Source organism: Bacteroides sp. 41_26, from assembly GCF_949740115.1.
Taxonomy (GTDB): Bacteria; Bacteroidota; Bacteroidia; order Bacteroidales; family Bacteroidaceae; genus Bacteroides; species Bacteroides nordii.
The window spans coordinates 53,262-67,071 of record NZ_CATJGZ010000089.1; the positions used below are offsets into that span (position 1 = coordinate 53,262).

8 protein-coding genes and 3 pseudogenes are annotated in these 13,810 nt (G+C 40.5%); 7 read left to right on the forward strand and 4 right to left on the reverse strand.

All coding sequences use genetic code 11. The annotated features are described in order from the left end of the window. Window positions 1-28: 28 nt before the first annotated feature. Window positions 29-1,363, forward strand: coding sequence for an NADP-specific glutamate dehydrogenase (locus QX565_RS13730; RefSeq protein ID WP_221651175.1), 1,335 nt, complete (start codon window positions 29-31; stop codon window positions 1,361-1,363). A 162-nt stretch (window positions 1,364-1,525) separates the two neighbouring features. Here QX565_RS13730 and QX565_RS13735 read toward each other — a convergent pair whose 3' ends face one another. Then, window positions 1,526-1,804 (reverse strand): hypothetical protein, encoded by a 279-nt coding sequence (locus QX565_RS13735; RefSeq protein ID WP_289293067.1) that lies wholly within the window; start codon window positions 1,802-1,804, stop codon window positions 1,526-1,528. A 194-nt stretch (window positions 1,805-1,998) separates the two neighbouring features. Between QX565_RS13735 and QX565_RS13740 the strand changes: the two genes are divergently transcribed. The 3 genes and pseudogenes from QX565_RS13740 to QX565_RS13750 all read left to right on the forward strand — a co-directional run bounded on the left by QX565_RS13740 (window position 1,999) and on the right by QX565_RS13750 (window position 4,376). Beyond that, entirely contained in the window at window positions 1,999-2,436 is a 438-nt protein-coding gene (locus QX565_RS13740; protein ID WP_221651173.1) for a helix-turn-helix domain-containing protein, read from the forward strand. A gap of 131 nt (window positions 2,437-2,567) precedes the next feature. Next, window positions 2,568-3,369, forward strand: a pseudogene (locus tag QX565_RS13745) (PDDEXK nuclease domain-containing protein). Window positions 3,370-4,151: 782 nt separating this feature from the next. Further along, a complete protein-coding gene (locus QX565_RS13750) occupies window positions 4,152-4,376 on the forward strand; it encodes a winged helix-turn-helix domain-containing protein (protein WP_221649620.1) in 225 nt (74 codons plus the stop codon). A gap of 223 nt (window positions 4,377-4,599) precedes the next feature. On the opposite strand, the gene QX565_RS13755 is transcribed toward QX565_RS13750, so the two are convergent. Further along, window positions 4,600-7,569: a PEP/pyruvate-binding domain-containing protein gene (locus QX565_RS13755; protein ID WP_289293069.1), complete on the reverse strand. Its 2,970-nt coding sequence runs from the start codon at window positions 7,567-7,569 to the stop codon at window positions 4,600-4,602. Between the two features lie 141 nt (window positions 7,570-7,710). On the opposite strand from QX565_RS13755, the gene QX565_RS13760 reads away from it, so the two are divergent. The 3 genes from QX565_RS13760 (at window position 7,711) to QX565_RS13770 (ending at window position 12,859) form a co-directional block, all read left to right on the forward strand. Further along, complete coding sequence (locus QX565_RS13760) at window positions 7,711-9,825, forward strand: prolyl oligopeptidase family serine peptidase (protein ID WP_289293071.1); 2,115 nt, start codon at window positions 7,711-7,713, stop codon at window positions 9,823-9,825. 264 nt (window positions 9,826-10,089) lie between these two features. Further along, window positions 10,090-11,427 carry an NADP-specific glutamate dehydrogenase gene (gene gdhA / locus QX565_RS13765; protein ID WP_221649610.1) on the forward strand — a complete coding sequence of 446 codons (1,338 nt, stop codon included), beginning with the start codon at window positions 10,090-10,092 and terminating at the stop codon, window positions 11,425-11,427. Between the two features lie 271 nt (window positions 11,428-11,698). Then, window positions 11,699-12,859, forward strand: a complete 1,161-nt coding sequence (locus QX565_RS13770; protein ID WP_221649609.1) for a M24 family metallopeptidase — start codon at window positions 11,699-11,701, stop codon at window positions 12,857-12,859. A gap of 87 nt (window positions 12,860-12,946) precedes the next feature. Here the strand turns inward: QX565_RS13770 and QX565_RS13775 are convergent. After that, window positions 12,947-13,364, reverse strand: a pseudogene (locus tag QX565_RS13775) (caspase family protein); the annotation flags it as partial. 368 nt (window positions 13,365-13,732) lie between these two features. Further along, window positions 13,733-13,810, reverse strand: a pseudogene (locus QX565_RS20650) (hypothetical protein); the annotation flags it as partial.

A 13,810-nucleotide genomic window follows, 5' to 3' on the forward strand; every position in this document is an offset into this window, starting at 1 on the left:
AACTCAACTAATAAAAAGAAAAAGAATTATGAATGCAGCTAAGGTATTAGAAGATTTGAAGAGAAGGTTTCCCAATGAACCGGAGTATCATCAGGCAGTAGAAGAAGTTCTTGCTACTATTGAAGAAGAATACAACAAACATCCTGAATTCGACAAAGCCAACCTGATTGAGCGTCTTTGCATTCCCGACAGAGTGTATCAATTCCGTGTAACTTGGGTAGACGATAAAGGTAATGTGCAGACCAACATGGGTTACCGTGTTCAGCACAACAACGCTATCGGCCCGTACAAAGGCGGTATCCGTTTCCATGCTTCAGTAAACCTTAGTATTCTTAAATTCCTTGCCTTCGAGCAAACATTCAAAAACTCACTGACTACATTGCCGATGGGTGGTGGTAAAGGTGGTTCCGATTTCTCTCCACGCGGAAAGTCAAACGCCGAAGTAATGCGTTTCGTACAGGCTTTCATGCTGGAATTGTGGCGTCACATCGGTCCTGAGACCGACGTACCGGCAGGTGACATCGGTGTAGGTGGCCGCGAAGTAGGTTTCATGTTCGGCATGTACAAGAAACTGGCTCACGAATTCACAGGAACATTCACAGGTAAAGGCCGCGAATTTGGTGGTTCACTGATTCGCCCGGAAGCTACCGGTTATGGTAACATCTACTTCCTGATGGAAATGCTGAAAAGGCAGGGTACCGATCTGAAAGGCAAAGTTTGTCTTATCTCAGGTTCTGGTAACGTAGCTCAGTATACAGCAGAAAAAGTATTGGAACTGGGTGGTAAAGTAGTTACGATGTCCGACTCTGATGGTTACATTTACGATCCGGACGGTATCGACCGTGCAAAATTGGATTATATCATGGAGCTGAAGAACCTCTACCGTGGCCGTATCCGTGAATATGCCGAAACTTACGGTTGTAAATATGTAGAAGGAGCTAAACCTTGGGGTGAAAAATGTGATATCGCTCTGCCTTCTGCAACACAGAATGAGTTGAACGGTGACCATGCCCGCCAGTTGGTTGCAAACGGATGTATCGCAGTCAGCGAAGGTGCAAACATGCCTTCTACTCCGGAAGCTATCAAAGTATTCCAGGATGCTAAAATCCTGTATGCTCCAGGTAAAGCTGCTAATGCCGGTGGTGTATCCGTATCCGGTCTGGAAATGACTCAAAACTCTATCAAACTGAGCTGGAGCTCTGAAGAAGTAGATGAAAAACTGAAGAGCATCATGAAGAATATCCACGAAGCTTGTGTACAATACGGTACTGAAGCCGATGGTTATGTAAACTATGTGAAAGGTGCCAACGTAGCCGGATTCATGAAGGTTGCCAAAGCAATGATGGCTCAGGGTATATTATAATCAGCAAGCCCCTTTTTTAAAAAGCTATAGTTAATATAGAAGCCGCTTCTTTACGAGGGAGCGGCTTTTTCATGTTATAAATTACATCTATTGTTATGTACCACTACATATATTGTTATGCAACGTCACAACTATTGTTATTCATCATTAGATGTAGAAGCCTCAGCCCTTCTCTTCATCCGGAAGGAGCAAATTAACTTCTTTATTTTTGGCTATCCACTCTATCTGCCTGCTTGTTTCATTTAACAGATCCGCAATATCCTCTTCATCAAAACTCTTCGGGAGCATTATAGGTACTCTTTTGACATCTTTATCTCCTTCAAAAACAATAATTTTAACTTCATCCGAAGTATCACAGGAGATGATAGCATCATACTCTTTTAATAGGTTAGCCAGTTTTCTTAATAACGTAGACTCTTTAGTTGTCAATAACTTAATCATTTTACCCCCTATTTTAATCATTCTTGAATTTACAAATTAAGTGTAAACAAACTATACCGGCAAATATAAATACATTCAATTTATTTCATTTTGGGCAAAGTAATATTCGTTTTATTCATTCTATTCGTTTTTTTCGTATATTTGCTTCGGATGAAACTTTTTGCTGATAGTAATTGTTGAAAAACTAAAAAAACATGGAAACAGAAGAATTACAGAACCTGAATGTCCATCATGGACATAATATAAGACGCACCCGTATTGAAAAAGGGATCAAACAGGATGCCATGTCTGAGCTTGTACATCTGTCACAACCTGCGATTTCGAGATACGAAAGAACAAAAACGATTGATGATGAAATACTGCAAAGATTTGCCAGAGCACTGAATGTACCGGTAGAATATCTGAAAACGCTGGAAGAAGATGCGCCATCAGTGGTATTTGAAAGTATAACAAATGATGTACATGATAATAAAGAGGGAGTAACTGTTCCGACAGGTTATTCAAATAATCTAAAAAATGCTTTTAATCCTATCGACAAAATCACCGAACTTTATGAACGCTTACTAAAAGAGAAAGATGAAAAATACGCCGCGCTTGAGCAACGTATTCAAAATCTGGAAAAGCAGAAGTAAGTTATAGATGCACTACCCGTTAGCCGGATTAATTTTATACTGAATAATAACGAATCAAACTCACATAAAGATAATGGTGCAGTCTATATATTATCTGCAAGATGTGCTTATGTCTTCTAAAGAGTAAAAATATGAACTTTGAATCTTTAGTTAATCACATCAGTGCCATTCAGAATACCTTGCAAGCACAAGCTGCACATTCTGTAAATCTTGCACTAACTTCCCGCAATTGGTTAATGGGATGCTACATTGTTGAGTTTGAACAGCATGGCGAAGACCGTGCAACCTACGGTGAGCAACTTTTAAAGAATTTAGAAAAGCGATTAAACACCAAAGGGTTAAATGAGCGTAGATTCCGGGAATTCAGACGTTTGTATCTAATTTATCCGCAATTAAAAGAAGAAGTCTTAGGATATGTTATGTCAAACCCGGAAATCCGTTGGTCACTGACTACAGAATTCGCTACCCCAATTCGGCAGATGGCATCCGCCAAATATGAAAATGAGATTCGGCGGATGACATCCGCCGAATTGATGGATATACATAAATGGATGATTCCAGCTGATAAGCTATTCAATAAACTTACTTACTCTAACCTGTCTTTAATATCAGCTATTGACAATCCCGTCAAACGTGCTTTTTATGAAATGGAAACAATTCGTGGATAAATGCCATGTAATAGTGGAATTGAAAATTGACAAATTCCACCATGAATATGCATCCCAGCTGAATATGTATCTCAACTACTTCAAAGCAGAAATAATGCAACCTGATGATAACCCTCCAATTGGTATCTTATTGTGCACGGAAAAAGGAGACACTTTAGTCCGTTATGCAACAGCAGGTTTAGACCCCAATATTTTTGTGCAAAAATACAAAGTCCAGCTACCTAGTGAAGAAGAGATTAAAGATTTCATTTCCAAAGGTATCTAAAGTCATATATAACCTATATACCAATAACAACCAATAGAAATTGCCTGCATTCTTATAGATGCACTACCCGTTAGCCGGATTAATTTTATACTGAATAATAACGAATCAAACTACTATAGAATTCGTAATTCAGCAAGTTAGAATCACACCTATAACAATCTGATAATCAACACTTACAAGAATGTACACTTTTGTATAATAAGAATGTACATTCTTGTATAGCAAAACTGTACATTCTTAGGATACCAAAGTGTACATTCTTATTCAACAGAAAACAGGTTCTAATATTCTACCCATAAATTGAAGCATTTTTTATTACAACAAGAACAAGATAATTTCTCTTTATAAATATTACCTGTAAAATATTGCAAACATCCGACTTATAATTCTACGAGAATCGATTCATTTCTCGTAGAGTTTCACCCCATTCCTCGTAGAGTTTCGACCCATTCCTCGTAGAGAAAAAAGCCGCTTACATATAACACTAATAGTCAAGCATTTAAAAACCTTATTCCTTGTAATATTTTTCCAACTTGCAAGCTATCCTATCTTTCCATTTTCGCACCGTTTCTACATCTCTAAATAATTACAAAAAGATAAATATAATTATTTCAATATGAGAGTAATTCAAGGTGATTTCATTTCCAATTAATACAGATTAAGTTTGTTTTTTTCTGTAAAAATGTTATCTTTGTGGATAGGTAATGTGTATAACATTATTTTCATATGCTCACAATGATTAAATTATAGATAAATAAATTGTTTAATCTTCTAAAGTTTGCATTATGGAAAAGAATAAAATTGGCTTAAATGCAGGAAAAGTGTGGCGTATCTTAAATGAAAAAGGTGAACTTTCCATGTTCGATTTATGCCATGAGCTGGGTTTGACGTTTGAAGATGTAGCTCTTGCTATTGGTTGGCTGGCCAGAGAAAGCAAAGTCTTTTTAAGAAAAAAAGAAGGAATGCTTTTTGCAAGCATTGAGAATGTTGAATTTTCTTTTGGCTAAAGTGGAAACTAAATTACATTTAAGATGGAAATCTACTTTATGATCTACACTACTAAAAATTTAATAAAGTGGATATGTGGGGATATTTGCGTTCAAAATATTGTAACTTTTGATTCAGCTCCATTACGCATTCAATAACAAACAGACTACATAACAGAGCTAAATCAAAACTGTCTCTCAGAGTTCTATAGTGAAAGTTGAAAGTAAAACGCCACCAAAAGAATCAATCTTGTGGCATCAATACCACTCCCAGCTTTTTCTTACCATCCATCTTCACTACTATTGGTTTCTCAAACCGCACATGCCGCAAGAATTTAGTTTCCTCAACAGCAGGCTGTGCGTTCAGGAAATCCTGATTGTAAACACCGTCATTCATAAAAGCATTAATAGTGAAGTAACCCACTCCAAACGAAGTAAGGTTCTGGAAGAAGTGTGTTCCCTGGCTGGGATCTACCCGATAGTTCGTCAGCCCGGCTTCCACAATGACACGGGCAGCAGAGATATGCGGCCACTTCACCGGAATACCGAGCCAGGTATCACTACTTCCCCATCGTCCGGGGCCAACCAGCACATAATTCTTCCCTTCGTTTAAGAACTGCTGATTCATCTTTTCTATCTCCCAGGCAATAGCCTGATTATTGGAAGCACTGTATCCGTCGGTCTTAACATAAATGATATCACACACCTCATTCATGATTCCGTGCCCTAATGAGTTGTTAGAACGCAGAATGACATCTTCATCCGGAATGGTGGTGAGATCTTCGTCAAGTATCTCTTTTGTATCGACAATGGGACGAATCTGCAACAGATAGAATGTACCCGTCTTATCCTGTTCGCGGCTCAAAGTAGCAGCAAACTCTATCTCTACAGGGCGACGCATTTCCTGTTCGCTATGCTTCAGAACCAATTGCAGGATACGAGCCAGAGGGAATACATCATGTTGCAGGATATTGGCAAACGTGATCACTTTGCGCCCTCCCGGATACAATCCATCCCGAATCACCTGATCGTAAGGATCATAAGTAGAAGCAATGTAACGCAACGCACCATCTTTTTCCGCCTCTTTCACATGAAGTTTCAGCAGATTGAATCCATCATCAATAGAAAAGTCTTCTCCGGCATTTTTAAGATCGAGCGCATAAAAACGGGTTTGCGTCTCCTTCAAGGCAATCTCCATTTCACTGGTCTGTAATACCTGGTTGGGGTGATAGGGAGAGAAACGAAGCGTCATTCCGCCATCTACGATATATTTTCCCAAACCAAGAGCCAGATTGACAGTACCTTCTTCTGCTTTCTCATCTCCTATCGGATAGTAATGGAGCGAACGAGCCACACCAGACATAGACGGATAATAACGGTCGCCATACTGGTTACCCACCACTTCTTGCAGAATAACAGCCATCTTTTCCTGATCGATCACATTGGAGGTAGCCTGCATATATGCTTTACTATCTTTAAAATAGACAGAAGCATACACCCCCTTGATAGCATCAGAAAGCATACGGAGCATCTCGTACTTATCATCCAGATAAGGAATCATATAAGTATTATAAATTCCGGCAAATGGCTGATAATGTGAGTCTTCGAGTAATGAAGAAGAACGAATGGCAATAGGCGACTTCACTACATCAAAGAAGGTAAAGAAATCTTCCACCAGTCTGTCCGGCAGCTTTGCCTTCAGGAAATATTTCAGAATTATATCATCATCGGCATCGGAAAGAGCTATCTGATATAAATTATTCGTATCCATAAACTCATCAAAGACATCCGTACAGAGTACTACCGTCTTCGGAATGGCAACACGGGCATTCTCAAATTCTTCAAATTCAGGATGGCGCTTCACCATATTATCAATGAAAGCCAGTCCACGTCCTTTTCCTCCCAAAGACCCATCGCCAATACGGGCAAAATTGGAATAACGGTCGAAGCGATCGCGCTTAAAAACAGCCACTACACCCTGATTTTTCATCTTACGATACTTCACAATGGCCTCGAAGATAATCCGCCGGTGAGCATCTACATCCTGCAAGCTATTCCAGGTGATAGGTTTAAGGAATTCGGCAACAGGAAACATAGCCCGCGAATACAACCAGCGCGACACGTGATTACGGGAAATATGATATAAAAATGATTCGGCCGGAACAGCAAAGAGAATATTTTGCAGTTCTTTCAGGTTCCGCACACGGGCAATCTCCTCTCCCGTTTCGGGGTTACGAAAGACAAAATCTCCGAAACCAAAGTTATCAGAAACAATACGGCGCAGATCCACATCCATTTTCTTGGAATTCTTATCAATAAAACTGGCACCATATTTGGCAGCATAAGCAGAATTCTCCGATTCGGACGACTGAATAATAAGGGGCACGAACGGATCTTCTTTTCGTATGGCAGCACAAAGTTTAATACCTGCCAACCCATCTTTTTCTCCACGCTCTACGCGAGGAAACCGTACATCGGTAATCACCCCAAGTATATTGTTTTTATATTTTTCGTACAGCGTAATAGCTTCCTCATACGTACGTGCCAGCACTATTTTAGGACGTCCACGCATACGCAAAGTACGCTGGTGGGCATTCAGGGCCTCAGTAGAGAACTCCTGGCTCTGTTTCAAGACAAACTTATACAGGTTTGGCAACACCGAAGAGTAGAAACGGATACCGTCTTCTACCAGCAAAATAAGCTGTACCCCTACTTCTGCCACATCGTGCTCCAGATTCATCTTATCTTCTATCAATTTAATGATAGATACCAGCAGATCGGTATTACCCAACCAGCAAAATACATAATCAAACGCACTCAGATCTTCATCGGCAATACGCGCTGTAATACCATGACTGAAAGGCGTAAGAATGACTATAGGAATGTGCTCATACAGACTCTTAATGTGACGCCCGATATCAAAACTGTCATTATCTCCCGTACCCGGCATACAAATAACAAGATCAAATGTCATACTTGCAAGCAGTGCCAGAGCCTCCTCTTCTGTAGAAACCTGCGAAAAACGGGGAGGATAGCGAAGCGACAAGGAAGTATATTCGTTAAAAATTTTTTCATCAATACGCCCGTCATCTTCAAGCATAAAAGCGTCATACGGATTGGCTATCAACAGGACATTGAAAATACGCCGCGTCATCAGATTGGCAAACTGCGTATCTTTGAAATAAAGCTGATTTAATTTGTATTTACTGAGCATGGATTTCCTGTAGTTAAAAATTGAAAGACAAAATTCGCCTTTTTTATCGGGAAATGCAAATGAATTTTATAGAATTAAAGGTGGTTATTTCGCCGCTTCTGTATATATTTGTACTTTTCTCACTACAAACAACTATTTATAATGAAAAAAACAGTCTTATTATTAAGTGGAATTATGGTCATGTCATGTACATCCCAACAAAAAAAATTGGTCTATCCTAAAACAGCCAAAGTAGACAGTGTAGATGTATATTTCGGGACAAAAGTCTCCGATCCTTATCGCTGGTTGGAGAACGATACCAGTGCAGCTACTGCCGCCTGGGTAGAAGCAGAAAACAAAGTAACCAATGCATATCTTGCTCAAATACCCTTCCGTGAGCAACTGTTGAAACGCTTAACCGATCTGGCAAATTACGAGAAAATAGGTACTCCATTCAAGAAACATGGAAAATACTATTTTTATAAAAATGACGGATTGCAAAACCAGAGTGTATTATATGTACAAGACTCATTAGACGGAGAAGCCCGTGTTTTTCTGGATCCGAACCAATTGTCGGATGATGGTACGGTAGCACTCACCAGCCTCTCTTTTTCCAACGATGGTAAATATACGGCATATACCATTTCGCGGAGTGGTTCGGACTGGTCCGAGATCTATGTAATGGATACCGCCACAGGTAAACTGCTCGAAGATCATATTAACTGGGCCAAGTTCACAGGAGCAGCCTGGCAAGGAGATGGATTTTACTATAGTGCATATGATGCTCCGGCAAAAGGTAAAGAATTTTCCAACGTCAATGAAAATCATAAGATATATTATCATAAAATCGGTACTCCTCAAACCGAGGATAAACTGATATACGAGAATCCTGCATACCCAAAACGCTTCTACTCTGCCAGTACAAGCAAAGACGAACGTATTCTCTTTATATATGAATCGGGAGCCGGAAGAGGTAACAATCTATTTATAAAAGATTTAAAGAGCCCCAATGCAACACTCTTGCAATTAACCACCGACTTCGACTACCAATACTCTCCTATCGAAGTTATCGATAACAAAATATACATATTTACTAATTACGGAGCTCCGAAAAACCGGATCATGATAGCCGATATCAATAACCCGCTGCTGGAAAACTGGACAGAACTCGTACCCGAAAAAGCTTCGGTTCTTTCGGATGCAGAAATAATTGGTGGCAAACTCTTTCTGACTTACGACAAGGATGCATCCAACCATGCTTATGTTCATGATCTTAACGGGAAAAGACTACACGAAATCGAACTCCCTTCATTGGGTTCTGTAAGTTTCAGTGGTACCAAAGATGATAAGGAATGTTTCTTTGGCTTCACTTCATTTACTATTCCAGGAACTACCTATAAGTACGACATAGACACAAATACCTCAGAGTTATACCGTGCTCCGAAAGTAAAGTTCAATCCGGACGATTTTATAACCGAACAGATCTTCTTCCCAAGCAAAGACGGTGTTATGATTCCGATATTTCTTACGTATAAAAAAGACTTGAAGAGAGACGGCCAAAATCCGGTATTCCTTTACGGATACGGAGGATTTGGTATCAGCCTCAACCCGGGATTCAGTATCAACCGTATTCCATTTCTTGAAAACGGAGGTATCTATGCACAGGTAAACCTGCGAGGTGGTAATGAATATGGTGAAGAATGGCACGTTGCCGGTACTAAGATGCAAAAGCAAAATGTGTTCAATGATTTTATTTCTGCCGCAGAATTCCTTATCAACAATGAGTATACCAATCCGGATAAAATAGCTATTGTAGGTGGTTCAAACGGTGGTTTGCTGGTAGGTGCCTGTATGACACAGCGCCCCGATCTGTTCAAAGTAGCCATTCCGCAGGTAGGAGTTATGGATATGCTCCGCTATCATAAGTTTACCATCGGCTGGAACTGGGCCAGTGATTACGGAACAAGTGAAGACAGTAAAGAAATGTTCGAATACCTTAAGGGATACTCTCCGTTACACAATCTGAAACCAGACACGAAGTATCCGGCCACCATGGTTACTACTGCCGATCATGACGACCGCGTAGTTCCGGCCCACTCATTCAAATTTGCTGCTACATTGCAGGAGTGCAATGACGGTACTAATCCAACCCTTATCCGCATCGATAGCAAAGCCGGACACGGAGCGGGTAAACCAATGAAAAAAGTACTGGAAGAGCAAGCCGATATATACGGATTTATTATGTATAATTTAGGAATGGATCCAACAAAACTTTAAACTATTAAGGGGATTTACGATTAGACAATCCGAAGATTCGGAGATTTACGATTAGACGATTTACAATTTACGATTGAAGTTACTTATAATTTTATGTAATCCCAATCGTAAATCGTAAATCGTCTAATCGTAAATCAAATTATCATTTTATCATTATTTAATCAAAATATCACCATAAAAAAGAGGTTTATAGAAAAGTTTTCCTATATTTGCAGTGTCAGTAGTTGACATTTTATCAGAATGAACCTTTTAAAACATAGTATTATGAACATTCAGAAAATTATGTCCTCTCTTGAGGCGAAGCATCCCGGTGAATCTGAGTACCTCCAAGCAGTCAAAGAAGTACTTCTCTCTATTGAAGATATATACAATCTGCATCCAGAGTTCGAAAAAGCCAAAATAATAGAAAGACTTGTCGAACCAGATCGCATCTTTACGTTTCGTGTAACATGGGTAGATGATAAAGGTGAAGTACAAACCAATTTAGGCTACCGCGTACAGTTCAATAATGCTATCGGCCCGTATAAAGGCGGTATTCGTTTCCATGCATCTGTAACCCTTTCCATTTTGAAGTTCCTGGGCTTCGAACAAACATTCAAAAACGCATTGACTACCCTGCCGATGGGTGGTGGTAAAGGTGGTTCCGACTTCTCTCCCCGTGGAAAGAGCGATGCTGAAATCATGCGTTTCTGCCAGGCTTTCATGCTTGAATTATGGCGCCATATAGGTCCGGATATGGATGTACCTGCTGGTGACATAGGTGTAGGAGGTCGTGAAGTAGGCTATATGTTTGGTATGTATAAAAAGCTGACGCGCGAACATACCGGTACTTTCACCGGTAAAGGCATGGAGTTCGGCGGTTCCCGTATCCGTCCCGAAGCTACCGGTTTTGGCGCCTGCTATTTCGTTCAGCAAATGCTGAAAGATAAAGGGACCAGTTTTGAAGGTAAAACAGTGGCTATCTCCGGTTTCGGAAATGTGGCATGGGGTGCTGCTATTAAAGCTACAGAATTGGGTGCCAAAGTGGTTACCATTTCCGGTCCTGACGGCTACATCTATGACCCGGATGGTATTTCCGGTGAGAAAATAGACTATATGCTCGAACTTCGTGCCAGTGGTAATGACATTGTAGCTCCTTACGCCGAAGAATATCCGAATGCAACTTTCTACCCGGGTAAAAAGCCTTGGGAACAGAAAGTAGATATCGCTATGCCTTGCGCCACTCAAAATGAAGTGAACGAAGAAGATGCCAGACAACTGGTTGCTAACGGAGTGATGTGTGTAGGTGAAGTATCTAATATGGGATGCCGCCCCGAAGCCATTGATACATTCCTTGCTGCACGTATCATGTATGGTCCGGGTAAAGCAGTCAATGCAGGCGGTGTAGCAACTTCCGGTCTTGAAATGACTCAAAATGCAATGCATATTTCCTGGACTTCAGAAGAAGTAGATAAGAATCTGCATCAGATTATGAACGATATTCATGCCCAGTGCGTAAAATATGGTACTGAAAGTGATGGCTATATCAATTATATGAAAGGTGCCAACATTGCAGGATTCATGAAAGTGGCTCATGCGATGCTTGGACAAGGAATTATCTAAGATTTACGATTGGACGATTTACTATTTACGATTGGAATTACATCTATTTATTCACAAGTAACTTCAATCGTAAATGGTAAATCGTCTAATCGTAAATCTTTGGATTGTCTAATCGTAAATAGAAAAACTTTGTTTAGTTGTATTTGTATTTGTGGTTTGCGCTACTCTCCTCCTGTGACAGGACGTGGGTAGCGCACTTTTTTACCAGAAGGTTTCATTTTCAACCAAAATAGCCTAACTTTGCATCTCAAAATCAAAACATAATAACGAGATGTTACAACCGGAATTAAAACTGCGCCGCGATAAAATACGCTGGCTGATGGCTCAACAAGGTATTGATGCCGCCCTAATCACTTGTAATGTAAACTTGCTCTATACGTACGGCCGTGTTGTCAGCGGATACTTATACTTGCCTCTTAACGCTCCCGCCCGCTTATTTGTAAAACGTCCCAACAATATATCAGGCGAACATATCTTCTCTGTCCGTAAACCGGAACAAATCATAGATATCCTGAAAGAGGAGAAATTGCCCATGCCTACTAAACTAATGCTCGAAGGTGACGAGTTGCCCTATACGGAATACGTACGACTGGCTGCCATATTTCCGGATATAGAAGTCGTTAATGGTACCCCGCTTATCCGCCAGGCACGAAGTATAAAGACAGCTATTGAAATAGAATTGTTCCGTCGCTCGGGAATTGCACATGCCAAAGCATACAACCAGATTCCTTCTGCTTATCGTCCGGGAATGACTGATCGCGAATTCTCTATTGAAATTGAACGTCTGATGCGCCTGGAAGGATCACTGGGTATTTTCCGCGTATTTGGTCAAAGTATGGAAATCTTTATGGGAAGCGTACTGACTGGCGATAACGCAGCTGTACCTTCTCCCTACGACTTTGCTTTGGGAGGTGAAGGACTCGATCCGGCACTGCCGGGAGGAGTAAATGGTTCTCCGCTGAAAGAAGGCCAAAGCGTAATGGTGGATTTAGGTGGTAACTTCAACGGATATATGGGCGATATGAGTCGCGTGTTCTCTATCGGCAAACTGAGTGAAAAAGCCTATGCCGCACATCAGGTTTGTCTGGATATACAAAACGAGGTTGCTTCAATGGCTAAGCCTGGAGCTGTATGTGAAGATTTGTATAACACTGCCATTGATATGGTTACCAAAGCCGGATTTGCAGAAAACTTCATGGGCATCAGCCAGCAGGCACGTTTCATTGGTCATGGCATCGGATTGGAAATTAACGAAATGCCTGTAATTGCACCACGTATGAAGCAAGAGCTGGAACCAGGTATGGTATTTGCTTTAGAACCCAAAATCGTTTTACCAGGTGTCGGTCCTGTTGGTATTGAAAACTCATGGGCTGTCACCAGCGAAGGAGTTGAAAAACTGACGATCTGTAATGAGGAGATTATCGAACTCTGAAATAGTGATTAATGTTTAGTGATAAGTGATTAGTACCATGCGGCATGACGCGCAGCCTACTAATCACTTATCACTACTCACTAATCACTACTCCTCCATCTGAGTTTCCAGCCTCAAACTCTCCCACTCCGTCCATGTAGGAGAAACCATGCACTGCGGTTCCTGTATTTTACCAATCATAGCAGTTGCTTTCTTCACGGCAGTACTGGTTTTCTCAAAGAGTTCTTTCATTGAAAGGTTTCCTTTTGCATCCTTAATCGTTTTAATCAGGAAGTAAGTATAATAGCCTTGCTTTTTATCGTGATAAACACTTGAGGTCTGATCACCACTACTTGAAGAGAAACTCAAAGTATTCCCCTGAGGCAATCCTACTTTCGGCACTACGCGTACTCCTTTCTGTGCAAGCAGCGGGGTAGCACTCTTATAGCCACCACTGAAACAAGCATCGAGAAATACGTATGCACCTTTCCGGATACGTAGCCAGTTCTTTATATGCTTCATTCAAAAAAGCAGAACGCGTAGATTCTATTACTGCCAGTATCACTGCCACAGAATCCTCATCGAAACGTTTATTCACGAGAATGAATACAGTTTTATTTGAAAATAAAACAGAAAAGAAAAAAGAATAACATCAGAAACAAATAAAAAGACAAGATCTGTCACGGTTTTCCGTCACAGCACAATATTTTATAAAAATGACACACATACAAAAAGTACCGGTTGCATTTCACTTAATTACAACCGGTACTTTCTCTGAATCCCTATTTTTACTTTATTGGTTTAAGTCCCATTTTTTCTGCTTTCTTGAGCATTAACTCACGGGCAGCCTCATATTCATTAGGAATAACACCATCTAAAATTGCACCCTTCCAACCGTACTTTATTCAGATAAACGGCAAGCACATTGATTGTAAAATCACGACGATTATGATCATCTTCCAATGTACCATC

Excerpts from the sequence above, each read along its gene's own strand:
- QX565_RS13730 (WP_221651175.1), top strand. The coding sequence starts at position 29 with ATGAATGCAGCTAAGGTATTAGAAGATTTGAAGAGAAGGTTTCCCAAT.
- QX565_RS13735 (WP_289293067.1), bottom strand. The coding sequence starts at position 1,804 with ATGATTAAGTTATTGACAACTAAAGAGTCTACGTTATTAAGAAAACTG.
- QX565_RS13740 (WP_221651173.1), top strand. The coding sequence starts at position 1,999 with ATGGAAACAGAAGAATTACAGAACCTGAATGTCCATCATGGACATAAT.
- QX565_RS13755 (WP_289293069.1), bottom strand. The coding sequence starts at position 7,569 with ATGCTCAGTAAATACAAATTAAATCAGCTTTATTTCAAAGATACGCAG.
- QX565_RS13760 (WP_289293071.1), top strand. The coding sequence starts at position 7,711 with ATGAAAAAAACAGTCTTATTATTAAGTGGAATTATGGTCATGTCATGT.
- gdhA (WP_221649610.1), top strand. The coding sequence starts at position 10,090 with ATGAACATTCAGAAAATTATGTCCTCTCTTGAGGCGAAGCATCCCGGT.
- QX565_RS13770 (WP_221649609.1), top strand. The coding sequence starts at position 11,699 with ATGTTACAACCGGAATTAAAACTGCGCCGCGATAAAATACGCTGGCTG.